Origin of the sequence: Octadecabacter antarcticus 307 (assembly GCF_000155675.2) — a bacterium.
GTDB lineage: Bacteria > Pseudomonadota > Alphaproteobacteria > Rhodobacterales > Rhodobacteraceae > Octadecabacter > Octadecabacter antarcticus.
The window spans coordinates 217,107-241,773 of record NC_020911.1 but is presented as its reverse complement, the minus strand read 5'-3'; the positions used below and the strand labels follow the sequence as shown (position 1 = coordinate 241,773).

Sequence of the window (24,667 nt, the reverse complement as noted above, 5' to 3'; positions counted from 1 at the left end):
ATTTAGGCGTTCTGCCTAGGAGAAATCGAAGATTCTGCCGTCAAAGAAGGCATCGGGAGAAAGAATTATATGCCCGCGGGTGGACGCCACTGCCGTTTCAAAGTGCAGCGCGCCCTCTTCTTTTTCAGATGCACCGGGCATGTCAGCGCCGATGCCTGCAAGGTTCTGACGATAAAGGTCTGCTCGAAAACATGCCTTGGCCTTTTCTATCCCTGCGACGTCCGCACCAAGTTGGGATGCGATCCATGCGGCCTGACTGCGCCAAGGAAACGTCGCCGCATGTTTATGAAACTGTAAAAAGCGGCCCACTGGCGTCGGGGCGGTGTTTTGTTTGGTGACGATATCGCCGGAAAGTGCGGGATCAATTAAGTCCGGTGACATGCTGAGGTGTTCGCTGCGGGCCAGAATTTCGACAGCCAAGGGTGTGTTCTTTTGAGCATCAAGCCAGGCGGATGCCTTATAGACCGCGCGCATCAGTTGCGCGGATGCATCGCCATTTGCCTCGACCCAATCATGGCGCGCCGCGAGGACCTTTTCTGGTGCGAACTGCCAAACATCTTTGCCCGTCATCATCAGCTGAGCCACATTTTGCCCGACTGCGACGCTCCCCCAAGGTTCACCCACCCAGAAGGCATCAACGAACCCGTCAGCGACGGCATCGGCCATACGCGGCGGCGGCACTGTGATTTCTTCGATCTGCAAGTTAGGTGCGGTCGATGTCCAATACGACAACAACAAGCGGTGCATGGAATAGTGAAAGGGTACTCCGACGCGCAGCTTCGCGCCCTTTCGAGTACTCAACGCAGACAACAGGGCATTGGCATCGCCAAACGGCACAGTGCCGATGTCTGCAGCCACATCGTTTGAAACGCCAAACACTGTGCCATTCACGGACAAGACCATCAGGGTATCGACCCGCGCCGGCAACCCGCCAAGCCCGATGGACATCGCCACAGGCATCGGGGACAGCATTTGCGCGGCGTCCAAATGCCCAAGGGCCAGCATATCGCGCAGGGCCGACCATGACGGCTGGCGCACGAGGTTAAGCGCCAGCCCTTCCTCGCCCGCAAACCCGAGCTCTTTGGCGATCACCAGCGGGGCGCAATCCACCAACGGTACATAGCCGCAATTCAAGACGGTTTGGCTCACGACAACAGCTCCGCGGCCGTGACAAGGGCATGGGCGACATCGAAGACTTTGCGGTTCTGGCTCATCGCGGTTTTGCGCAATAAATTATATGCGTCGTCTTCCGACAAACCACGTTGGCGCATCAAAATCCCTTTGGCGCGGTCAATTGTTTTGCGGTCCTCTAGTGCCTGTTTGGCCGCGTCCAATTCGGACTGCATCTGGCGCATAATCTTGAACCGCGCAATTGCCGTTTCCAGAACCGACTTGATCCTGTCCATCTTGAGGCCATCGACCACATAGGCGCTCACCCCCGCGCTCAGCGCCGCTTGCGTCAGGATGTCATCGGTTTGATCGACAAACAACGCAACGGCCCGTTTGGATGTCTCTGTCGCATGGGAGATATGTTCAAGCGTGTCACGATCCGGGTTGGCAAGGTCGATTAGCACAATATCGGGTGCAAATTCTTTGACTGTCCGGTCGAGTGCCGACATGTGCGCCAGCGCCTTGACGTCCGACCAGCCTGCATCCTTTAACGCGTCAATAATCGCGCGCACTCTTTCGGGGTCAGGCTCAACAACGAGAATGCGCAGATTTTGGTTCATGAAGCCGTCATTCGCCCTCGCCTGGGTAAGGTCAACGCGAATCTCCAGGAACGCCGCTGTCGCAAGGGTTTGCCAGCACTTAAAAGAAGCGTGAAGGCAAGGATGCCCATTTTTTACGCAGCCTGAAATATCTGACTTAAGTTATTTCTCGGACAATCAGTTAGCCAACTCAACGGACACGCCGGAATTCCACGGCGAAGCAGCCCGCTGAGCGTTGCCGCCATGAAGGTTCTAACAATTCAGTTTTAGCCTTTGCAGTGTGAAGAGGTCAGAGTGAAACCAAGCAGTGCAGTAGATGGTTTGTGCGAAAGTAGCGTAGTCGTTCGCAAGTATTCGATATGGCTGCGAAAGGCTGTCCTTGCCATTTAGTTTGAGACGGCATTCTGACTTTCTTGGCTGCGAGCATGAACGTCCGGTTTTTCCGCCGATTGGCAACCCAGAGTATTATGCACTAGCCGCAATTTTCGTGCTGCGAGCGCGCGCAGCGAGAAAGTCGAATTTACACAATGGGCTCACTGCCGCCATTAGATCTGTCGCAGCTTTATTGAGTTTTACCCCTCAATGAACGGCAGCTTTCGCGGGACCGCCAGAGGGTCCGAGCACCCGCAGCGAAGGTCTGGTTTCCGCCGATTCTGTTGAAAAACACCGTATTTCTGGCGCAGAAAGTTGGGCGTTGAACAGGGCGCAAGCGCCTTTCTTATCAGGCTTTGCACGCTTGCTGCGGTGCAGGAAAGATTTTGGCTAGTTTGCGGAGGTTTTGGGCGGTTGCTGCGAGGAGGAATTCGTCATTTGCGCCGCATGGTCCTCGTAATCGAAGCCGTCCTAGCCCCAGGATGCGTTTGAGGTGAGCGAAGAGCATCTCGACCTTCTGTCGTAGTCTCATTGAGATGACATATTGCTTGGTCTTAGCAATATCGCGGGCGACCTGGCGGGCGTCTTCGTGTTCTTCGCGGGTGATAGAGCGGAAGCCCATATTCGGGCAGCACTGGGCTTTTGATGGGCACGCTTGACAGGTCAACTTCAACGCTGGGTACTTGGCGACGCCCTTGCCGTCGGGGCCTCGGTTCGGGTCGGAATAGTTGCGGCGGAACTGCTTGAGCGCTTCGCCTTCTGGACAAACGTATTGATCGTTCTCTGTATCCCATGCGAAGTTGACCCGAGACCAAGTTCCATCTTTGCGACCCGACTGGTCGATGACAGGAATATGCGGAGCTATACCGTGTTCGACCAGCCAGCCAAGGTTCTTGGCAGAGCCGTATGCTGTATCGGCAATGAGACGTTCTGGTTGCAGCTCGAAGCGATCTTTAACCCTACTCAACATCGTGCGTGATGCGCCAACTTCCGCGCTTAGAATAGAGCGGCTTGGTTCGACATCAACGATGACGCTGTAATCCGTGTCGATCAGGTAATTAGTCGAATATGCAAAGAAAGCAGGCCCTTTGCGAGCGGCAGTCCATTGACTGGATGGGTCAGAATGCGAGGTAAACTTCGGCTCAACCGTAGTCGCTGCACCAAATGCGGCATCATCCAGAACGTCGAGATACTCACGAACAGCACGCGGCGCATCTTCGGAATTTATCGTCGATGCGTCCCAATCATCTTTCGGCGTTGAATTCTGTTTATTGGCATCGGCTTCGATCAGGCTTGCGTCAGCAGCGAAGCGTTGGCCGCTCACCAAGCCATCCGCAATACAGCGCGCAACGGTCGTCTCAAACAGGTGGCGCAACAAATCACTGTCTCGAAAGCGCCCATGCACTGCCTGGCAGGCGATTGCATAGCAATCTGCCGAGAGGGCCTGTTCTTCGAAAATGTTGAATGATTAGGCACCGGATCGGAAAGATCGAGGCGGCAGAACCAGCGATAGGCCAGGTTGAGATGCACCTCTTCGCAAAGCCTGCGTTCGGATCGAATACCGAGGCAATAGCCCACCAATAACATGCGGATCAGGAGCTCAGGATCAATCGAGGGGCGGCCAGTGTGACTATAGAATTCTGCCAGATGTGGACGAATACTCGACAGATCCACGAACCGATCAATTGAACGTAACAGGTGGTCTTGCGGCACGTGATCATCAATCGAAAACTCGTAAAACAGTGCGCCCTGCGCTTCTTGCTTCGGTCCCAACATCGAAATTACCCCTTGCTGTTAGGAACAATTGAATCAGTGGGCAAGCTTCAAATCAACAAGAGTTTTTCAACAAAATTCGCCTATTCTGTTGAAAAACTCGAAAAATAGGATTTCGAAAATTCCCGCCAAAAGCACGCCCTTGCGAATACTCAAAGAAGATTGCCCCGAATGGCTCCAAAGAGACGCAACAGCGCTTTGAGCCCTCTTTTTTGCCACCCCTCGCCGAAGTATCATAGTTGCGCTGTGTGGAGAATTATTTTCGAATTTCAGCCAAAATCGGAGTTTTTCAACAGAATACGCCCGAACTGACAAAATGTGCGTGGCGCAGCATTTGTCACTCAGGGCTCATATTCTAACACCCCTAATTTACCCACCCTTCCCTCATCGAACCACCGGCAAACCGGGTCGGATACCTTGGACTTCGGTGATCGGACCGCAGCTGCCAAGGTCGCTTCATCCCTTCACTCGCCAAGACCGTCAATTCAACGTTGATGTTCCCAATAGCGTTTGGGTCACATGAAGTGGTCCTGCTTTTCAGGACAGGTATGTGGCTTGGCTAAGATGCATCTAATTTATGTTCATGCCGATTTTCGTATCTCCGCGTTGCCAAAGTATGCGATGTCCGGTGTTCGCTTATCAAGGGCCGTGTGAGGGCGTTCTGAGTTGTAGAACCCAACCCATGTATCGATGATCCGTTTTGCGTGGAACCCGCCGGTGATTTCATGCAAGTAAACGGCCTCCTGCTTGAGGGATCGCCACTGGCGTTCGATGAAGATATTGTCGAGATAGCGGCCGCGTCCGTCCATTGATATTTTGATGTTGGCTTCGGTCAAAGTTGTGATCCAACCCGCGCCAGTGTATTGGCTATCCGTGTTCATGATCTCTGGCTTGCCGTATCGGGCGATAGCCTCCTCTAGTGCCTCAACACAGAAGCTAGCATCCAACGTATTTGAGAGCCGCCAAGTCAGCACTTTTCGCGTTGCCCAGTCCATGATCGCCACCAGATACAAAAAACCATTCTTGACGGGTATGTAGGTGATGTCGCTGCACCAGACCTGATTGGGTCGGGTGATTGCCAACTTTCTCAGCAGGTATGGATAAATGCGGTGCTGTGGGTGCTTCTTGCTGGTGTTCGGCCCCTTGTAGATGGCCTACAACCCCCTCTCAGCGATGCTTTGCATCGCCTGCCGGGCACAAGGCATGATGTTCATCATGCGACGAACACGATGCCGACCCGCAGAGAACCCTGACTGGGGCAAATAGGCTGCTATCTGTCGGCTGCCAAAGAATGGATATTTCGTAAATATCCGATCAATCTCATGCATCAGCTTAAGCGTCTCAGCATTCACCCCAACTGGTGTGTAATAGATCGACGAACGGCTGATCTTGAGCAGCTTACACTGGCGCGTCAGGCTCAGTTTTGTGTTCTCTTTGCGGACCATCTCGCGGCGTTTTGATGGGCTCACCCCGGTGAATTCGCTTTAGCGAAATAACCTGTCTTCAGCCCTTGTGACAAAAAAACGTTCTCCACCGCTAACTGACCAATCTTGGCGTGCAGCTCTTTAATCTCACCGACCTTGTTCTCAGCCTTTTTGACCTTGTCGGTAAAAAAACCAGCCATGCCTTCGATCGCCTGTCGTTTCCATGTGCTCACCTGCGTTGGGTGGAGCTGCCGCTTGGCCGCAATCTCCTGAACCGTCTTGTCACCGCGCAGCGCCTCAAGCGCCACAGTAGCTTTAAAGTTGTCTGAAAAGTTCCGTCGCTTTGTCATCCTCGCATCCATTCGTTCGTGTTGGATACATCTTAGCACGCTGTCCAGTTTTGCTGGACCACTTCAACATTCATCACGAGTAAACTCGTGAGGCACGCGTTGATTTGAGACGGTCATCTAACTGTAGTGACCCTTTTTATGAGGGCTGTAGAAATGTGTTCGCACTATGTTCTTGCGCAATATAGTCTAACAACCAGCGCCTTTTGCAAACGTATGTTGGGCTTCGGCTTGTACGACGCGGGTGCATGACTTCATATTTGGAAAACTGAGTTTTTAAAATGACGAATGCTGCAATGAGCCTTAAATCTTCGACATCTGTGCTGAGCGGCAGGCGATGCCAATCTAAAACCTCCGTTGTTGCAAAGGAACTTTGTCTTCAAATAGACAGTCCGATCGAGGCGCTACCAGCCGTGCGCGAGGCGTGGAATTCCGAGGCCTTCTGGGTTTTCCAGGTTTTTGCAAACTATGCGAAGCGGTGCTGAGATATGGGCGGCTCACTTGTCATTGTAGAAAAACCCTCACAGGCGCGCAACCTTCGCGAGGCATTGGGAAACCGCTATGGCAGGATATTGTCTGCACGCGGGCACATCTTCAAGCTGGCAGAACCCGCTGAGGTTAACGAGGCTTGGAAAAAATGGTCTTATGAGGTGTTGCGCCCTGAATCTGGATTCTACCCACTGCGCCCGGATAACAGTCATGGCAAAGATAAGCTGATTGCAGAAATCAAAGCGGCCCTGAAAGAGGCTGACCGAGTGATTATTGCAACCGACTGTGACCGTGAGGGTCAGGCCATCGGCGAAAATATTCTGCGTTACTTCAAATTCAAGGGCGAGGTGCTACGGGCAATGTTCTCTGCGGAAGATCCCGTCTCCCTGCGACAATCATTCGAGGCCTTAAAGCCCAATGAGCACTACAGACCGCTTTACGCTGCTGCTGTGGCACGCGCGCAAAGTGACCAGATTTCCAATCTGACGGCCACACGGGCGGTTACAATTGCCCTCAAACCGCATGGGATGAAGGGGGCGATCGGCATTGGCCGGGTCAAAACTCCAACCATGGGGATTGTCTGCGCAAGAGAGCGCGAAATCCAAGGTTTTGAGGCAAGACCCTATTTTGATCTTTGGGTTGATGTCAGTGACGGCAAAGACGTCCTGCGGCTCAAGCATTTCCCGGCTCACGAGGCGCGGGTTTTTGACGGGGATTTGGCGCACAAGATCACCGCATCCTTTGATCCTTGGAAAGGCCCTTTGCAGGTTACCTTTGAGAAGAAGAAGCAACCGCCGCCACGCCTCATGGACTTGCCGCTCTTGCAACAACGCGCAGCGCGCTGGGGCTGGTCTGCACAAAAGACGCTCGATGTGGCTCAGAGGCTCTATGAGACCCATAAGCTTACGACATACCCTAGGGCCGAGACAAAATACTTGCCGGAGGTGGAAAAACAAAATGCACAAGCGATGCTCGATGGCTTGCGTGAACTGACCTTTGTAAAAGTGGCCTATGAGACCCCAACGTATCGCATGGGGAAGCGGGGCTGCTTTTCTGACGAAGGGCTCGCTGGTGCGTCACACCATGCGATCATTCCAAACTTTAAGACCTGCGATAAATGGGCTCGTGTTCTCGGGGCATTGTCCGTCGATGAGCGCCGTCTTTTTGAACTGATTGCACTGAGCTATACCGCTGCCATTGGCCCGGACCGGCTCTATGATCGCACAGAAATCTCCTTGATGGCTGAACAGCGCAAATTTGCCGCAAGTGGTATTGTCGAACAGCAGCAAGGCTGGCGAGAAGCCTTGGGGGCTGATCCTGATGCGAGTCAGAAGAGCGGCGCTGAAGCTGCGGCCATCCTGCCGCCCTGGAAGGATCGCCAGGTGGTCGATGCCGTAAAAGCTGGGGCAGATAAAAAGACGACCAAGCCGCCAGCCCGTTTCAATGAAGGCTCCTTGATCAAAGCAATGCAGGAAGCTTGGAAGTATGCCCGTGATCCAAAGACAGCGGAGCGCTTAAAAGGTGCTGCTGGGATTGGGACGCCAGCGACGCGTGCCTCCATTCTCGAGGGGCTAAAAACCCAGAACCTGTTTGAAGTCATAGATAAGCATCTAGCGCCAAGCGCCCTTGCACTGGCGATTTATGACGTTCTGCTGAAAGAAGCCCCGGAAATCCTCGATCCGGCTGCGACAGCTGAAATGGAGCTGGCCCTTGATGGTATTCTCAAAGGGGAACAGGATCCGCGCACCGTGGTCGATACCATTGTGGCACGCGCGGCGGCGTTGGCGGCGAAGATGGAGCAGCGCGGTCAGTCGGGCGCTAAACTCGATATTGATTTTACCGCCAAACCCAGCCCAAAGATGCTTCAGGCCGCGCGAGCCAAAGCTAAGCGGATGGGTGTGCGTCTTCCAAAAGACGCAACAACGGATCGAAAGGTCTGTTCTGAATTTTTAGGTCCGCGACCGAAAGGGAACGGTCCAAGTGATGCACAGATATCTTTTGCGCGTAAGATTGCTCATGATGCGAATGTGGACCTGCCGGCAGCGACCCTCGGGGATCGCGCTGCGCTTTCTGCCTTTATCAAAAAGAACAAAGGGAAGTTGTCAAAGCGCGGTGCAAAGTCCGACGATACCACCGTTGAGCACTATCGGTGATCGATTGCATCACAGAAATATTGCAGCAAACCGCATAAACCTCGTTTGTCACTGACGGCCAATTTTGTTGAAAAACACCGTATTGCTGTCGCAGAAAGTTGGGCGTCGAACAGGGCGCGAGCGCTTTTCCTATCACGCTTTGCGCATTTGCTGCGGTGCAGGAAGGATCTTGGCTAGTTTGCGGAGGTTTTGGGCGGTTGCGGCGAGTAGAAATTCGTCATTTGCGCCACATGGCCCTCGCAATCGGAGCCTTCCCAACCCGAGGAGGCGTTTAAGGTGGGCGAAGAGCATCTCGAGCTTTTTCCTCAGTCGCATTGAAACGGCGTATTGTTTGGTTTTTGCAATGTCGCAGGCGACCTGACGGGCGTCTTCGTGTTCTTCGCGTGTGATGGTGCGAGAGCTGGCATTCGGGCAGCAATTGGCTTTGGATGGGCAGGCCTGACAGATCAGCTTAAGCCCACGATATTTTGTCCTGCCCGTACTTGTTGGGCCTCGACTGGGGTCGGAGTAGTTGCGGCGGAACTGCTTGAGCGACTGACCTTCTGGGCAGATGTACTTGTCGCCCTTCGGGTCCCACTCAAAGTCTTCCCTGCTCCAGGTGCCATCGGTGCGACTGGCTTTATCCCCTCTCGTGCATGCGAACACGCACTGCCGGGCAGTGAATGACAGGGATGTGCGGCGCGATGCCACGATCCACTAACCATCCCAGCATCGGGCCGGACCCGTAAGCGGTATCTGCGATGATGCGTTCAGGATCTAAATCAAACCTATCTTTGACGCGATCCAGCATCGTGCGCACGGACCCAACTTCGGCCTGACAGATCGACCGCGTGGCCTCAACATCCATTGCCCGGCGGTCGTTTGCGCTGCAAACCATGAGAGGGGACAATCACGGCATTACCCGTGTTGATCAAGTAATTGGTTGAATAGGCAAAGAACGCTGGGCCTTTGCGGGCGGCAGTCCATTGACTGGAAGGATCAGAATGAGATGTGAACTTGGGTTCCACCTCGCTGGCTGCGCCGAATGCGGCATCATCCAAAACATCAAGGTATTCTCGAACGGCGCGCGGTGCATCCTCAGGATCGATCGCGCTGTGATCCCAATCGGCCTTCGGTGTTGAGTTCTGCTTGTTAGCGTCAGCTTCGATCAAACTGGCATCTGCCGCAAAGCGCTGACCACTCACCAACCCCTCCGCCATGCATCGCGCCACAGTCGTTTCAAACAAGTGACGCAGCAGATCGCTGTCGCGGAAACGACCGTGCACTGCCCGGCAGTGGTTTGCTTGCAAACCATGAGAGGGGCGGTTTTTGGAAAAGGTCGAATGATTGGGCACGTTGTCGCTGAGATCCAGTCGACAGAACCAGCGGTAAGCAAGGTTCAGGTGAACCTCTTCGCAGAGGCGACGCTCAGAGCGGATGCCGAGGCAATATCCCACCAACAGCATGCGAATAAGCAGTTCCGGATCAATCGAAGGACGGCCTGTATGGCTGTAGAAATCGGTGAGATGTTGGCGAATGCCGGACAGGTCGATAAACCGCTCAATGGATCGCAGCAGATGATCTTGAGGAACGTGATCATCAATCGAAAACTCATAAAACAACGCGCCTTGTGCCTCTTGTTTCGGTCCCAACATCGCAATTACCCCTTGTTGTCAGGAACAATTGAATCAGGGGCCAAGCCTCAAATCAACAAGAGTTTTTCAACAAAATAGGCTCAAACCTGCCATTCATCGTCGGTCCTGAACGCCGCAGTTCGGCCCATCAAACCTGATGGGGTGGATGGCTCCTGCTCCAACCAGCGTCGCAATGCGCTATACTGCAGGTGTCGAAACCTACTTATAAAAGGAGCCACCCCATGCACGTTACCACAATCGGCCTTGATCCATCGACCGGCAGGCGAATGCGCAGCAATCGCTGAGAGGTTGGCCAAGAACATTTTTCAAGTTCATGGGATCACTGAAGACGAAGAGGTCGCCTTCAACCGGCCTTTGAGACGCGCACAGCTATTGCCGTTCTTCTCCAAGATTGATCCCTGCCTGATTGGCATGGAGGCCTGTAGCAGTGCGCATCATTGAGCTCGGGAGTTAACAGTGTTGGGCCACGATGTCCGCCTGATCCCACCGATTTATGTCAAACCATACGTCAAGCGCGGCAAGTCTGATGCGATCGATGCAGAGGCCATTTGTGAAGCGGTGACCCGTCTGACGATCATTGCCGGCAGGTGAAGCTTGCATTCACCGAGAGGGCGGTTTGTTGCGATAAAGACCGTTGAACAGCAAGCTTTTTTGTCACTCCATCGCGCACGAGCTCTGCTTGTCCGCCAACGCACGCAGCTGATCAATAGCTTGCGTGGCCTGGTTGCTGAGTTCGGCGTTTACATCGCGAGGGGCCTCGCGAGGATCATCGGATTTGCAGAGGATGTTTTAGTAGGCGAAGTGCTAGACTTGCCCGAAATTGCCAAGGAAGTGATCCATAATCTATGCGAACATCTCATGGCATTGCATGTACGGATTCGGTGGTATGAAGATCGGCTCAAGCTGGTCGCCAAGGAAGATGTGCGGGTCCGTTTGTTGCGCACTATTCCCGCTCTCGGGCATGTAAACATGCCCTGCTGGGCAGTGGGACGTTGGTGTTGTGACAGCCTCGGCGATCATCGCCAGCATTGGTGATGGCCATCAATTCAGCAATGGCCGCGAGTTTGCAGCATGGTTGGGGTTGACGCCCGCGAACAAATCCAGCGGCGGTAAAGAGAAACTCGGGCGCATTACAACCCTCTCGGGACATTGCGTCGTGCTGCAAGCACGCCCATGGCGTGACGCAATACCCTGTCCCGTTGCCGGGCAACACATGCACAGCATGTGTGAGAGGGGGCAGTGAATGGGTGATCAATACTTACGATCATTGCTGGTCGTTAGCATGACATCACTCGTCCGACAGACCAAGTCGCACCCGGAGCGAGCAAGCAAGTGGCTGACATCACTGCTGGAACGAAAACCCGCGCGCGTCGCAACCGTCGCTATCGCTGCCCGAGAGGGGCCAATAAAACGGCAAGGATCGTCTGGGCCGTTTTAACGCGCAACGAACCTTATACAACGCACATTACTTAAGAGAGGAAGAACAAAGAGTTAGCAAGACCCACGAGATGATGGTGCATAAGTCTGCCGCCAAAACCAGGACACCCCGTCGAAAGTCCCGGGCGATATAGCCCGCTAAGCTGTAAGGGACTTGGTCTGCGGAACCCATCCGTTGCCCAGCAGGCGATTGCGTAGCAATCTGCCGAGAGGGGGGCAGCGGTCAAAACCGCGCAAACAGGCCCCTCTCATTGATTGCCTTGCAACCAACTGCCGGGCAGCGGGAACACATGACTGCTTCTGACAAATGCACAAATATGATCAAAAATGTCTTGCTATGCAGGAGCCTCAAACCGGACTTTCGCTGCAATTGCGAAGTCTCATACACTTGGACTACCCAATAAAGTCCTCGAGTGGTTCGTTCTCAAAATCGGCCAGTGCTACGCCAAGTGCATCCTTGTCCGTTTTGAACCGCTCATCGGGGATAAAGGATGTACCCTTGGCGTTGATGATCTCCAAAATCCACTCTGCTTCATCGACCCCTCGGTAGATGCTGATCTCAAACGGATGCCCCTCCACGAGCAGCTTTTGGCAAAGGGGGCTTTTAATGATGGGATAGTCGTCATCGTCCGCAAACATGTCTGGGTTCAATCCGCGGCCTTTGAGGTAGAGTATCGCGGCGTCATAGGCGGCTTTGTCAGCAACAAATACATGCGGCCATTCCTCAGGTTTGCTATCAACTTTAATTTCGAGGGTCCAAGAAAATGCTCCGGCCTCGCGAAATATCTCGATATCCACAGATCAAGTGTGGTGACGGATAACGTTCAAGGAAAGCAAAGAACCAGTCACTGCGAGAACTGCGATGGAAACGATCAGCTTCAGGAAAATACAGCGGCAGATAATGGGTTAAAACTCGGTGCCACAACTCGGTGCCACAACTCGGTGCCACAACTCGGTCTTCGACTTGGATACGATGTCATGCGTTTTGGAACGCTCTTGGATGTCGTTAGTGCCACGCACGAGGGGGTCATGATAAAACTGCTCGTTCCCGATCTCCATCATGTGAAGAATGACCTGGGCATCCTTAGGGTCGTTTTTGTCCCAACTGTTGTGCAAGGCCTCTCGCGTTCTGGCCAGGGCCACAGATGACACCAACTTCAACTCAAAACCTGCTGCGGCAAGATGATAAGCCAAGGCACGGTGATAATTACCCGTTGCTTCAAAAGCTACACGGACAGGGCGGCCGTAGCAGGCAAGCGATGTGATTAGACGATTGAAGTCGTCTAGCTGGTTCAGAACAGTCAAACGACGGCAGCGCTTCTTGTCCGCAATAGCAATGAGAACTTCGTCGCGGGCCTTCGAGATATCGATGGCCACCAAAACGGGCGCAGTTTGTGTAATAATGATATCGGTCATAGTTGGTCTCCTTTGCGGTGTGGTTTGTACAAAACCACCGTAGGGACCTGAGGCACGGCTATGACCACCTGCTGCGTTATTTGGGGCTGCGCAGGCAGTCATAGCCTTAAATTAGCGATATTCCGAAGGTGTTACGGCACAGAATTCACCAGCATGGCGATCCTCAAATGGGTTCAAAATACGGGTATCGATTGGCATTATATCGCGTCCCGCCGCCCGGCAGTGGTTTGCTTGCAAACCATGAGAGGGGGCAAGCCCCAGCAGAACGGGTTCATCGAAAGCTTCAACGGTAAACTAAGAGATGAATGCCTCAATGAAACGCTGTTTGCTACATTGGGCGACGCCCGCAAAACGCTTGAAGAATGGCAGGACGACTACAACTGGCGCAGACCACATTCAGCTCTGGGGAACCTGACGCCAATGGAATTTTTAGAGAGAAGGATCATCGACAAGATGGCCGCTTAAGGTCAAAGATTTAGCACCAAGGACTCCGCGCAAAGCTGGAGGGAAATTGGGGCACAGGTCAGTCGCAATCGACATCACCACAAGTATTGTGGTTGATTTCTTCGGACACTGCGGGATAAACTTCACGCAAGTTTAGTTTTGGAACACTCTTGACCATCAGATTTCCTATCTGTCGTTTCGTCAAGATGGCCTCCAAAGCCGAAAGAGATGTTGGTCGTTTCGGATGAAACGGAAACCTTTCGGAGATTTTTTGCAATGTGTGGTCGCGGGACACTTCTCCCCCAACTCTTAGTATCTCCTATCTCTAAATGATCTGTAAAATCAAACGCCTACCAAGCAAAAACTTGGTAGGCGTCAGTTCTGTGTCCCAAAAGCCGGAATGCGTCAGCGAAAGGTACGGCCTTTTGTAATCTCGATCAGCAGTTTGGCTTACGCCATTGCGGATTTTGCTTTTTCAACGATCGCACCAAATGCATCTGGTTCGTGAACGGCAAGATCGGCGAGGACTTTGCGGTCCACTTCGATGCCAGCCAAGTTCAGACCATTGATGAAACGTGAATATGTCAGTGTCTCATCGATGCTACGAACAGCTGCGTTGATCCGCTGGATCCACAAAGCGCGGAAGTTGCGCTTACGGTTGTGACGGTCGCGTGTTGCGTATTGGTTCGCCTTATCGACGGCCTGACGCGCAACTTTGAAGGTATTGGAACGACGGCCATAATAGCCCTTCGCTGCATCTGTTACCTTCTTGTGACGACGGTGAGTGACTGTACCACCTTTAACTCGCATATCAAATTCTCCTTAGCGCGCGTATGGCATGAAGGACTTGATGATTTTCGCATCAGGTGCCGACAACAGGGTTGTTCCACGCGCATTCCGCAGGAATTTATTCGAACGTTTGATCATACCATGCTGTTTACCAGCTTGGGATCCTTTGACTTTGCCGGTAGCAGTCATTGAGAACCGCTTTTTGCAACTCGATTTGGTCTTCATCTTGGGCATTTCCGTCTCCTCTTTGGGTCGGTGTATCGCGCGACTCGGCATGCCACTTAGGCCGGACGCGCGGCAGGAATTGAGTGATTAGCCCGCGCCATGTTTTATGGCAAGGGGATTCGCCGGGAAAGTCGCATTGGTCTAGTAGATGTAGCGCGCCACGACATCGACAAACACGTCAGGTATATCGCCAATCGCGTAACCACCGGGGCTTTCACGGATGGCCAGCACAATTAGTCCGCCCGCGATCATGACCGCAATTGCGGCGGCACGCGGGACGCGCCCATCCGTAAGAGCACCAAGCATGGACGGGATAGAAAGCCCGCCAATCACAAGCCCAACGACCATCATAAGATCCGGATCCATGCCAATCACCTCAAACGTTACGGTTTAATTAGCCTACTCCGAAGATCCGGCAAAAATCAAACTTTCGTCACACGGCGCCACCCGCAGGATGTTTGTGCTGCCTGGTGTGTTGAACGGAACACCGGCTGTGACGACGATCATATCAGTTTTAGTTGCAATGCCGGAATCAAGTGCGGCGTGCACCGCTTCGATCACAGCAGTTTTAAAACGATCCACAACTTTTACGTTCATCACGCAGTTCGTGCCCCAGCTAAGCGCAAGGCGACGCACGGTATTGATATCGCTGCTCAGCACAATAATTGGAACGCGCGGGCGTTCCCGCACTGTCAAAAGCGCGGTGGTGCCCGATTGGGAATAACAACAGATCGCTTTGATATCAGCCGTCTCAGCAATTTCGCGCGCGGCGGCGACAATTCCGTCGGCGACCGTGCGCCCGCTGGTTTTACGGCTTGCCTCAAGAATTTCCGTATAGGTCGGGTCTGCCTCAACCTCGACCGCGACATTGTTCATGGTTGTCACAGCTTCGATCGGGAACGATCCGGCGGCGGATTCGGCGGACAACATCACGCCGTCGGCCCCCTCATAGATCGCCGTTGCAACGTCGGACACTTCGGCGCGGGTCGGCATCGGTGAATCAATCATAGATTCGAGCATTTGGGTTGCAACGATCACGGGCTTGGCTGCCGCACGGCATTTGCGGACCAGTTGTTTCTGAATCGGCGGAACATTTTGAACCGGCAATTCGACACCAAGATCGCCACGCGCAACCATGATGCCGTCAGACACAGCAAGAATTTCATCAAACATCGTAACAGCCGTCGGCTTTTCAATCTTGGACATCAGCGCGGCGCGCCCTTTGGTCAGCTTGCGGGCCTCTTCGACGTCAGCGGGACGCTGCACGAACGATAAGGCAAGCCAGTCGACGCCCAGTTCGCACACAAATTCCAGATCCTTACGGTCCTTGTCGGACAGCGCAGCAAGCGGCAGAACCACATCAGGCACGTTCACGCCCTTGCGGTTGGAAATAGTGCCCGACACGAGGACTTCGCAATCGGCAAAGTCGCGACCGCAGTCTTTGACACGCAGCTTGATTTTGCCATCGTTCACCAACAGGTGGGCGCCAGGTTCAAGCGCGTCAAAAATCTCTTTGTGGGGCAATTGAACCCGCTCAGACGTGCCAGGTGCATCATCCAGATCAAGGCGGAACGCCTGACCAACAATCAAGTCTTCGCCATCTTCATTGGCAAAAACACCAACGCGCAGCTTTGGACCTTGAAGATCGGCCAGAATCGCGATGGGGCTGTTGAGGTCTTTTTCGACTTGGCGAATAATTTCATGGCGGACTTTGATTTCGGCATGATCACCATGGCTCATATTAAGGCGAAACACGTCTGCGCCCGCCTCGTGCAGTGCACGGATCATTTTGTAGTCATTGGATGCCGGCCCAAGAGTGGCTACAATCTTGACGTTGCGGTCGCGTTTCATGGTGTTATTCCTCGTGTTCTGCGGTGTACTGTACATACAGTTACCGCTAACGGCTTCGCCGCCTTATAGCGTATTTTTAACGGTCTACAACTGCCCACGATTGGATAACACCAAGATGACAGAGGTACCCATAGAGGCATTTCATTTACACGGGGCCGCGCGAAAGTCGCGATGGCTCATCACCTGCGACCACGCGTCAAACAATGTTCCACCCTGTGTTGGTGGCGGATCATTAGGGCTTCCAGACGCTGATATGCAACGACATATCGCTTATGACGTTGGGGCGGCTGGTGTGACATGGGCGCTGGCGGATGCGTTGAATGCGCCAGCGATATTGTCAAATTTTACACGCATGGTGATTGATCCCAACCGGGGCCTTGATGATCCCACGCTGTTGATGAAACTGTACGATGGAACGATAATCCCTGCCAATCGTGCAGCAGACGAGGTGGAAAAAGCACGCCGCGTTGATGCGTTCTATGCGCCCTATCACGCTGCACTGACTGAACTGGCCGCGCGGCAGGACGATACGGTAATCATCGCAATCCACAGTTTTACACCGCAGCTGAACGGCCGTCCCGCGCGCCCTTGGCACATCGGGATTTTGCACGCATTCGATGACAGGTTGTCCGACCCGCTGTTGGCATTGCTGCAGAGTGAGGATGATCTATGCGTCGGAGACAATGAACCCTATGCGGGCCACCTGCCTGGCGATGCCGTTGATCGCCACGCATTGCAAATGGGCCGCGCCAATGCGTTGATCGAATTGCGCAGTGACCTAATTGAAACGTCAGACCAGCAAATCGTTTGGGCTAAACGACTTGCCCCGATCCTAACCCAAGCCCTGATCCAAATGGAGGCCAAAGATGCCGGATGACGTGACAGAAATTGGGCCACAAACCCAAATCGAACTAGAAGCCGCCGCGTTTCGGCGTTTGCAAAAGCACCTGATGAAAGACCGCGCGGATGTGCAAAACATCGACATGATGAACTTGACAGGCTTTTGCCGCAATTGCCTGAGCCGCTGGTACCAAGAAGCCGCCGCCGAACGCGGTATTGAAATGACCAAGGACGAGGGCCGCGAGGCTTTCTACGGCATGACAATGGACGCGTGGAAGACAAATTATCAGACCGAATCCACGCCGAATAAGGACGCTGCTTTTACGACGGCCTTTGATGAGAATGTGGCGAAGAAAGACAGCTAACACCGAACAATTTACGGCAAATTGTAGTTATTGTTTACCAAGCCGCCATCAGTGTGGCCGGAGTTTGACACCGCGTTCCGATCTCTGGTTGATATAGGTACTAAAACTAGTCCGTTCGGTGCTTGAACGCGGGCGTCTGAACGCCTGTCATCTTTTTGGCCTGCGCCACCCAATTGTCACGGGTCACGCGGCCTTTGAACCCTTCCAGGTTGTCATCCACCCACGCAATTTCGTCCGCACTCCACGCGGCGATTTGGTCGTAGTGCCAAAATCCCAACTGGTTACAGAGCGTTTCCATTTTCGCGCCGATCCCCTTAATCCTCGTCAGATCATCCGGCAACCCGTCCCAGGCCGAAACAAGGGCTTGGGGTTTGCCGCCAGATGTTGGTGCAGGTTGTTTTGATGTCGGCGTTGGAGCGGGCTGTACGGCATCATCCGCTGGCATTTCCGCAGTCGGATCTGGCCTCAAAACTGGCAACGCCGCCTGTGTTGGCGTCGTTGCACGCGTCTGCGCGGGCCGCGCATAGCCAACGCCTTGCATCGCCGGAATATCGTTAAGTGGATCACGGTTTTGGGCCTTGGCGCGGTCCAATTCAGTCCGCAAGCGGCGCACCTCATTAGCGTCAACGCCCGTGTCGGACCCAAGCCCGCGCCCTGCGTCCACCCTTCCGCCCCAGATCAGCCATCCTGCGATAAGGCCAATCAGGGCCGCAATCGCCAGCAGCACCCAAATTTCCGCCAGCAGAAATTCCCATTCTTTGAACATGTTAGTTTCCTTTGGCTTGCATCATGGGTCGCGCAATGCGCCTTGCGCGAACCATGTGATATCAGTTCTCCGGTTGGCCGCGCGGCCCTCGGGCGTTTCATTGTCGGCGATGGGTTGCGTTTGTCCGAAACCAAACGCGGTCATCGCGACATCCGGGACGCCACGCGCAATGAGTGCGGCGCGAACGGCGTTGGCGCGATCTTGGCTTAGGGCCTTATTTGTCGGCTCATCCCCGGATGAATCGGTATGGCCGCCAATATCAAGCGTCAGGTCCGCCGCAACGCAGGGCAATATTACTGCCGCCAGTGCGTTGATCGTACGGATCGACGTGGCATCAAGACGGACGGACGATGACAAGAATTCGATTTGACCGCGTTCAAGAATGTTAGACGTCTGCGCCGCACAGGCCACGACATCCACGTCAAAATTCAACGCCACATTGGGGAGCCAGAAACTGCCCGTGAAGGTTTCATCAAGGCCCGTCGCAACGTTGGTTCGGATCGTTCCAGTTTCTGGCAGGACTTCGAGCGGGCTGAGTGAAAAGGCGACATCCGTTGACAGGCGTTCAGCGAGAGCGTTCGCAACAAGGTCCAGATCGACACCTGGGGACAACACGAGATCGAGCGCGCTTTGATCCTCAGCGTGTGCGTAGGTTAGCGTTTCAATCTCGGGCATGTAATCCGCGACGATCTGCAATGTTTCCAAAATGCTGCCAAAGTCAGTGTCGTCAAGCGCTGTTGCGGGGATGCCGGAAATAGCATCAAGGCCCAGCGCAAGATCAATATCCCCAATCACGAGACCCGCCGGCAAACGACCCACAATAATCGCGCCCTCTGCAGCATCGTATGTCAGTGTCCAAGCGGCGGGGGAACCGTCATCAAGATAGGTGATTTCACGCGTGATTTCGGTGTCCGGCGCGGCGTTCGCCAGCACATCGCCCATGGCGAGCCATGCTTGTGGGGACGCAGCGGTTCCGGTCAGGGTAATCACTGTTTCGGTGACGCGAAGGGTACCTGTAGACATCAGCCCAAGGGCCGACGTCCCAACGGCGGCGTTTGTGGAAAAGCGGACTGTTTCTGCGGGGCGAAAACTGTTCGTTCCAGCGTTCGCAACAGCAACGCCAGCAGGATCCCGCAACGTAAAACCCGCCGGATATTTACCCGACGCCGACGCTACACTGCCATCCCATTGCATAGTGAATTCCAGCGGCGCACCGTCGTCCCAAAGGTCAAGGTCAACCGTCACGGTGTAGGTATCAGGTACGGTGGCCAAAAATGTGCCCGCCTGCGCAATGCCTTCGGGGGTTCCGGTTCCGGTTAACGACACGTCGCGTCCCGTAATCTCAACAACCCCGTCAATCAACTGTGAAAGGCCATCCATCGCGGTGCGCGCGACCATAGGCCATTGCGGATCAAACGCAGGGATCACGGACTGTATCGTCGTGACACCTTCGCTGGTCCCGAAAATATCCGCTATTGCGTTGGCCGTAATATCGGATGGAAACTTACCCTCGCCAACAACCGTTTCGTCGCGCAATGTCAGGGCCAGGCGCAATGGCGTGCCATCGTCCACAACATCAATCTGATTGATCAGTCGGTAAGCCACTGGAAGGCGCTCAAGCCCAGCTAATGTGGCGTCCAGCGCAACTGGATTTCGCACCAACCCCTGCAACATCAGTGTTCTGTCGGACAGGGTCATCTGACCATATTCCAAGACGCCCAACGCGGTCAGGCCAAGCGCTGCGACGGTGACCCAATCGGCATCCGGGACACCCGCGGCGAGGGTTAGGTCCGCGGCCAGATCATCCAACAAACCATCGGATTTTTCGACTAAGACGTCACGATCAGCGTCAGACGGAATCACACCCAAGATCGTTATGGACCCATCGATCTGACGGATCGCTTCCATGAAATACGGGTCCGCAACGGGCAAGATTTCGACGCGAGACACATCAACGACCCGCACCCCATCCAAGCTGTTGAACATCGCCTGAAGCACGGCCAATTCGGTCTGATCTGTCACCAGTCCCGTGACGGAAACATCACGACCAGTGACCTGCGTTTGCACAGAATGTCGTGAACCGTCGGCCATCGCCTGCGCATATGTGGCAATGGCGGATTGCATGTGCACAGCGTTTTGCGTGGCACCGATATAGCCAAGCCCACCGACACCCGAGATCAGCACAAGACATCCGAATAGCTTTCGCACATGGCTCTCCGGCATGGTTATCTTGGGTCAGTATGGCTGTCGGTGGGGCCAACTGGCAAGCAGCAGGATCAGAGCGCGGAGTTGCGGCTTTCGTCGAGGTAAATCTCACGTAGACGCGCCGCAACAGGGCCCGGTGTGCCAATGCCGATGGGCGCACCATCAATCGTGACCACAGGCATCACGAAGGTCGATGCAGAGGTGATGAACGCCTCGTCCGCGTCTTTCGCTTCTTGAATGGTAAAGCTGCGTTCTTCGACCTTCATCTGTGCCTCGCGGGCGAAACGCAGTACGGCGGCACGCGTGATCCCGTTCAGGATTTCCGTCCCAAGGTGGCGGGTGATAATCGTGTCGCCTTTGACGATATAGGCATTGTTGGACGTGCCTTCGGTGACATGGCCGTCCTCGACCATCCATGCGTCGTCACATCCTGCGTCCTTGGCCATCATTTTGCCCATGGACGGGTACAGCAACTGCACGGTTTTAATATCACGACGGCCCCAACGCTGATCCTCGATAGAGATCACTTTGATGCCGATTTTGGCGGCGGGATTATCGGCAAGGTTCGGTTTGGATTGTGTAAACAGCACCAGCGTTGGTTTGACGTCCGAATTTGGGTAGGCAAAATCACGATCGCCTGCACTGCCACGGCTGACTTGCAGATAAATCATGCCTTCGTCGATGTCGTTCAGGCGGACAAGTTCACGGTGAATGTCCAGCAAGTCGTCAAAAACCTCAGGTTTTTGCATCTCAAGTTCATTCAGGGACCGTTCGAGGCGTTTGGAATGGCCTGCAAAGTCGATCAACTTGCCGCCCAACACAGACGTCACTTCGTAAACGCCGTCGGCCATCAGAAACGAACGGTCAAAGATCGAAATTTTGGCGTCTTCTTCGGGCAGGTAATCCCCGTTCAAATAGACTGTGCGGCTCATCTCATTATCCCCAAAGTGCTGCGACGGGTGGGTGCACGCCGTCTTCGTCAAAATGCAATGCGTTATCGCGGTCTTCGGCCAGAAGAAGCGGCCCGTCAAGGTCTACGACCGCAGCACCCTGTGCCACAAGTGTTGCAGGTGCCATGGCGAGCGACGATCCAACCATGCAGCCGACCATCACGCCGTACCCTTCGGTGCGGGCCGCGGTGTTCAACGCCAAGGCTTCTGTCAGCCCGCCAGTTTTGTCGAGTTTGATGTTTACCATGTCATACTTGCCTTTCAGGTCGGGCAAAGAGGCGCGGTCATGGCAGGATTCGTCGGCACACACGGGCAAAGGCCGCGCAATTTCGCCCAGCATGTCGTCCTGAGCCGCAGGCATCGGCTGTTCGACCATGCTGACGCCAAGGCGGATCAGATGCGGCGCGAGATCGGTATAAACCTCAGCAGTCCAACCCTCGTTGGCGTCGACAATGATGGTAGATTTTGGCGCACCCGCACGCACTGCTTCGAGTCGGGCCATATCATCAGACGTGCCGAGTTTAATCTTGAGCAATGTGCGATGCGCATGCTTTGCCGCCGACGCCCGCATATTTTCAGGCGTGTCGAGCGACAGTGTAAATGCAGTGATGCACGGCTTTGGGGCTGGGACACCGATCAAATCCCAAACGCGAACGCCTGCGGCCTTGGCCTCAAGATCCCACAACGCGCAATCGACCGCGTTGCGTGCAGCACCAGCTTCCAACAAGTCGTAAAGCGCCGCGCGGTTCACATCAACGGGCAGGCCCGCGATCTGATCCGCAACGCTTTCCAATGTCTCACCGTATCGCGCATAGGGCACACATTCGCCCCTGCCCGTGACACCACCGCGCATGATCTTGATGGTCAGAACCTTGGCCTCGGTTCGTGAGCCACGTGAGATTGTAAAAACCTCTGCAAGGCGAAAAACATCCTGCGTAACGGTGATGGTCATAACGCGGCCCCTTGCTTCTTTGGTTCTAAAATACCTATTCGACGCTAAAAATCTACCAGCGCATCCACCAGCCGACCAGCGCCGTGACGGAACGGATCAATTGTTGGCAGGCCCATGCGGGCTTCGATATCGGCAAGACATTTGTTTGCGTCAGCTTCGGTTAGATGCTGGGTGTTGACAGAAATGCCGACGACTTTACAGGCAGGATTGACAACGCGGGCCAGCAAAAGTGCCGTGTCGCGCAGGGTTTCAAGCGATGGCAGATCGTAATGCGGCAAACCGCGCATATGGGTGCGGGTCGGTTCGTGCGCCAAGATCAACGCATCGGGTTGGCCGCCATGGATCAACGCCAGCGTCACGCCTGAATAGCTCGCGTGGAACAGGCTGCCCTGCCCCTCGATGTGATCCCAATGATCGTCGTCATTGTCCGGCGTCAGGTATTCGACTGCACCGGCCATAAAATCCGCGACGACCGCATCCAGCGGAACGCCGCCGCCGGTGATCAATATCCCCGTCTGACCCGTAGGCCGGAACGTCGATTTCATCCCGCGTTTGCGCATTTCCGCATCAATAGCGAGGCTGGTGTACATTTTACCAATGGAACAATCGGTGCCGACAGCCAAACACCGTTTGCCGGACCGCTTCACCCCGTTGGCGATGGGATAGGCAACTGACGGAATGCGAACATCGTGCAATGTGCGGCCATTAGCGCGCGCGGCTTGCATAAGATCATCTTCGTCGTGCAGCAAATTGTGCAGGCCGGACGCGATATCGAACCCCATGTTAAGCGCTTGTATCAGAACGTCTTTCCACACTTGGCTAATGATGCCGCCCCTGTTGGCAACACCGATAACCAATGTCTGCGCACCTGCCGCCTTGGCGTCTTCCAACGTCAGATCGTTCAGCCCCACATCCGCCCCACAGCCCGGCAATCGCAACTGACCGACAGCGTTTTCAGGCCGCCAATCTTTGATGCCTTGCGCAACTTTAGCGCTTAGCTGGTCCTGCGCATCGCCGAGGAACAAAAGGTACGGTGTGGGAATCATTGCAGTCTCCTTAGATTTTACCCAAGTTGCGACAGTTGGACCGGGAATGTCTTTCAAAAAGCGCGCCAATCGGTCAAATTATTGAATTCTGCTGCGCGATTAAGCACTGAGGCGCGAAATTTTCCCGCAGCGCTACTCTCCGCGCCTGCAAATTCGCACTTGCAGCATATTGCGCAATAATCTACCCCTCGCGGCAACCAAAACGTAATTTCATTACCTACAGGATCGCCTATGTCATTCCGTCTGCAGCCCGCCCCCGTCGCCCGCCCGAACCGTTGCCAGTTGTTTGGCCCGGGGTCGAACACCAAGCTGCATCCAAAAATGGCGGCGAGCGCGGCGGATGTGATTAACCTCGATCTTGAGGACTCCGTCAGCCCGTCAGACAAAGACAGTGCGCGGGTTAATGTAATTGAAGCGATCAACACGATTGATTGGGGCACGAAGACCTTGTCGGTGCGCATCAACGGCCTCGACACGCCGTATTGGTATCGCGACGTGGTGGATATGTTGGAACAGGCGGGTGACCGGCTGGATCAGATCATGATCCCCAAGGTCGGCTGCGCGGCGGATGTCTATGCCGTCGACGCATTGGTCACAGCGATTGAAGCCGCCAAGAGTCGCAGCAAGCGCATTAGTTTCGAAGTGATTATCGAAAGTGCCGCCGGTATCGCCCACGTCGAAGACATCGCAGCCTCCAGTCCACGCCTGCAAGCGATGAGCCTTGGTGCAGCCGATTTCGCCGCCTCAATGGGGATGCAAACGACGGGCATCGGCGGGACGCAGGAAAATTATTACATGCTGCACGGTGATGTGCGGCACTATTCCGACCCGTGGCACTGGGCGCAGACGGCGATTGTTGCGGCATGTCGCACCCGTGGCGTGTTGCCCGTAGATGGCCCGTTCGGGGATTTCTCGGACGATGAAGGCTACCGCGCGCAGGCGCGTCGGTCTGCAACCCTTGGCATGGTTGGCAAATGGGCAATCCACCCCAAGCAGATTGCGTTGGCGAACGAGGTATTCACCCCATCCGCAGAAGCCGTCGCCGAAGCCCGCGAAATCATTGCAGCGATGGAAGACGCAAAAGCACGCGGCGAAGGGGCGACTGTCTACAAGGGTCGCCTTGTTGATATCGCCAGCATCAAGCAAGCCGAAGTCATCGTGAAACAATCCGAAATGATCGCAGGCTAGCCTTCCAACAGCATGAAGATATCCGTAGCAGATCGGCGGGAGCGGTGTTGGTCGGATCGTTGAGGTAAATCTCAAACGAAGGCGCGTCGCGCGGGGCTTGCTGCGTATCTGCCAGCCACGGTTCATATAGATCCTGATCCGAATGACCGTGGAAATAGTCAATCGCACGCAGGATGCGGTATATGGGGAATTACTCGGTCATAGGCTGATCATAACGCCAGTGCAGCGCACAAATCTTGCTGAGTTGCATGCCCCTGTGTGCGACCGTATATCAATGCTAAGATTTATTGGA

Annotated in this window: 17 protein-coding genes and 7 pseudogenes; 7 read left to right on the top strand and 17 right to left on the bottom strand. The window is 54.5% G+C overall.

What is annotated here, in order from left to right:
• Nucleotides 1–15: 15 nt before the first annotated feature.
• From OAN307_RS01250 to OAN307_RS27585, 5 genes and pseudogenes are all read right to left on the bottom strand, one after another.
• The gene (locus tag OAN307_RS01250) at nt 16–1,149 is read right to left on the bottom strand and encodes a CmpA/NrtA family ABC transporter substrate-binding protein (protein ID WP_015498065.1); all 1,134 of its coding nucleotides are present in this window, start codon (nt 1,147–1,149) and stop codon (nt 16–18) included.
• A complete protein-coding gene (locus tag OAN307_RS01245) occupies nt 1,146–1,730 on the bottom strand; it encodes an ANTAR domain-containing response regulator (protein ID WP_015498064.1) in 585 nt (194 codons plus the stop codon). The genes OAN307_RS01250 and OAN307_RS01245 overlap by 4 nt, the downstream gene beginning before the upstream one ends.
• A 700-nt stretch (nt 1,731–2,430) precedes the next feature.
• Nucleotides 2,431–3,857, bottom strand: a pseudogene (locus OAN307_RS01240) (IS1182 family transposase).
• Nucleotides 3,858–4,218: 361 nt separating this feature from the next.
• Nucleotides 4,219–4,329, bottom strand: a complete 111-nt coding sequence (locus OAN307_RS31070) for a DUF4113 domain-containing protein (RefSeq protein ID WP_408634927.1) — start codon at nt 4,327–4,329, stop codon at nt 4,219–4,221.
• A 106-nt stretch (nt 4,330–4,435) separates the two neighbouring features.
• Nucleotides 4,436–5,628, bottom strand: a pseudogene (locus OAN307_RS27585) (IS3 family transposase).
• Nucleotides 5,629–6,113: 485 nt separating this feature from the next.
• On the opposite strand from OAN307_RS27585, the gene OAN307_RS01225 reads away from it, so the two are divergent.
• A complete protein-coding gene (locus tag OAN307_RS01225; protein WP_015498061.1) occupies nt 6,114–8,267 on the top strand; it encodes a DNA topoisomerase in 2,154 nt (717 codons plus the stop codon).
• Between the two features lie 132 nt (nt 8,268–8,399).
• Here OAN307_RS01225 and OAN307_RS01220 read toward each other — a convergent pair.
• Nucleotides 8,400–9,901, bottom strand: a pseudogene (locus tag OAN307_RS01220) (IS1182 family transposase).
• Nucleotides 9,902–10,255: 354 nt separating this feature from the next.
• Between OAN307_RS01220 and OAN307_RS31605 the strand changes: the two are divergent.
• Together OAN307_RS31605 and OAN307_RS31600 are read left to right on the top strand one after the other, a co-directional pair.
• Nucleotides 10,256–11,036, top strand: a pseudogene (locus OAN307_RS31605) (IS110 family RNA-guided transposase); the annotation flags it as partial.
• A gap of 105 nt (nt 11,037–11,141) precedes the next feature.
• Nucleotides 11,142–11,374, top strand: a pseudogene (locus OAN307_RS31600) (IS110 family transposase); the annotation flags it as partial.
• Between the two features lie 357 nt (nt 11,375–11,731).
• Here OAN307_RS31600 and OAN307_RS25725 read toward each other — a convergent pair.
• Together OAN307_RS25725 and OAN307_RS01205 are read right to left on the bottom strand one after the other, a co-directional pair.
• Complete coding sequence (locus tag OAN307_RS25725; RefSeq protein ID WP_083902892.1) at nt 11,732–12,136, bottom strand: hypothetical protein; 405 nt, start codon at nt 12,134–12,136, stop codon at nt 11,732–11,734.
• Between the two features lies 1 nt (nt 12,137).
• A pseudogene (locus OAN307_RS01205) lies at nt 12,138–12,754 on the bottom strand (IS110 family transposase); the annotation flags it as partial.
• A gap of 135 nt (nt 12,755–12,889) precedes the next feature.
• Here OAN307_RS01205 and OAN307_RS01200 point away from each other — a divergent pair.
• A pseudogene (locus tag OAN307_RS01200) lies at nt 12,890–13,219 on the top strand (integrase core domain-containing protein); the annotation flags it as partial.
• A gap of 429 nt (nt 13,220–13,648) precedes the next feature.
• Here the strand turns inward: OAN307_RS01200 and rplT are convergent.
• From rplT to pyk, 4 genes are all read right to left on the bottom strand, one after another.
• Nucleotides 13,649–14,008: a 50S ribosomal protein L20 gene (gene rplT, locus OAN307_RS01195; RefSeq protein ID WP_015496651.1), complete on the bottom strand. Its 360-nt coding sequence runs from the start codon at nt 14,006–14,008 to the stop codon at nt 13,649–13,651.
• Nucleotides 14,009–14,020: 12 nt separating this feature from the next.
• Nucleotides 14,021–14,221 carry a 50S ribosomal protein L35 gene (rpmI, locus tag OAN307_RS01190; RefSeq protein WP_015496652.1) on the bottom strand — a complete coding sequence of 67 codons (201 nt, stop codon included), beginning with the start codon at nt 14,219–14,221 and terminating at the stop codon, nt 14,021–14,023.
• Nucleotides 14,222–14,353: 132 nt separating this feature from the next.
• On the bottom strand, nt 14,354–14,578 hold the full coding sequence (locus OAN307_RS01185) for a hypothetical protein (protein WP_015498059.1): 225 nt from the start codon (nt 14,576–14,578) through the stop codon (nt 14,354–14,356).
• 33 nt (nt 14,579–14,611) lie between these two features.
• Nucleotides 14,612–16,063 carry a pyruvate kinase gene (pyk, locus tag OAN307_RS01180; protein WP_015498058.1) on the bottom strand — a complete coding sequence of 484 codons (1,452 nt, stop codon included), beginning with the start codon at nt 16,061–16,063 and terminating at the stop codon, nt 14,612–14,614.
• 115 nt (nt 16,064–16,178) lie between these two features.
• Here pyk and OAN307_RS01175 point away from each other — a divergent pair, with 115 nt between their 5' ends.
• Both OAN307_RS01175 and OAN307_RS01170 read left to right on the top strand, forming a co-directional pair.
• Entirely contained in the window at nt 16,179–16,940 is a 762-nt protein-coding gene (locus OAN307_RS01175) for an N-formylglutamate amidohydrolase (RefSeq protein WP_144055475.1), read from the top strand.
• Entirely contained in the window at nt 16,930–17,268 is a 339-nt protein-coding gene (locus OAN307_RS01170; protein ID WP_015498056.1) for a DUF1244 domain-containing protein, read from the top strand. Before OAN307_RS01175 ends, OAN307_RS01170 begins: the two co-directional genes overlap by 11 nt.
• A 106-nt stretch (nt 17,269–17,374) precedes the next feature.
• Here the strand turns inward: OAN307_RS01170 and OAN307_RS01165 are convergent, their stop codons facing one another.
• From OAN307_RS01165 to dgcN, 5 genes are all read right to left on the bottom strand, one after another.
• Nucleotides 17,375–18,034, bottom strand: coding sequence for a hypothetical protein (locus OAN307_RS01165; protein ID WP_015498055.1), 660 nt, complete (start codon nt 18,032–18,034; stop codon nt 17,375–17,377).
• 21 nt (nt 18,035–18,055) lie between these two features.
• Nucleotides 18,056–20,242, bottom strand: a complete 2,187-nt coding sequence (locus OAN307_RS01160; protein WP_245540951.1) for an OmpA family protein — start codon at nt 20,240–20,242, stop codon at nt 18,056–18,058.
• 68 nt (nt 20,243–20,310) lie between these two features.
• Entirely contained in the window at nt 20,311–21,171 is an 861-nt protein-coding gene (locus tag OAN307_RS01155; RefSeq protein WP_015498053.1) for a D-amino-acid transaminase, read from the bottom strand.
• A 4-nt stretch (nt 21,172–21,175) separates the two neighbouring features.
• On the bottom strand, nt 21,176–22,141 hold the full coding sequence (gene dgcA / locus OAN307_RS01150; RefSeq protein WP_015498052.1) for an N-acetyl-D-Glu racemase DgcA: 966 nt from the start codon (nt 22,139–22,141) through the stop codon (nt 21,176–21,178).
• A 44-nt stretch (nt 22,142–22,185) separates the two neighbouring features.
• The gene (dgcN, locus tag OAN307_RS01145; protein ID WP_015498051.1) at nt 22,186–23,187 is read right to left on the bottom strand and encodes an N-acetyltransferase DgcN; all 1,002 of its coding nucleotides are present in this window, start codon (nt 23,185–23,187) and stop codon (nt 22,186–22,188) included.
• A 231-nt stretch (nt 23,188–23,418) separates the two neighbouring features.
• Here dgcN and OAN307_RS01140 point away from each other — a divergent pair, with 231 nt between their 5' ends.
• Entirely contained in the window at nt 23,419–24,375 is a 957-nt protein-coding gene (locus OAN307_RS01140; protein WP_015498050.1) for an L-malyl-CoA/beta-methylmalyl-CoA lyase, read from the top strand.
• Nucleotides 24,376–24,667: the final 292 nt, after the last annotated feature.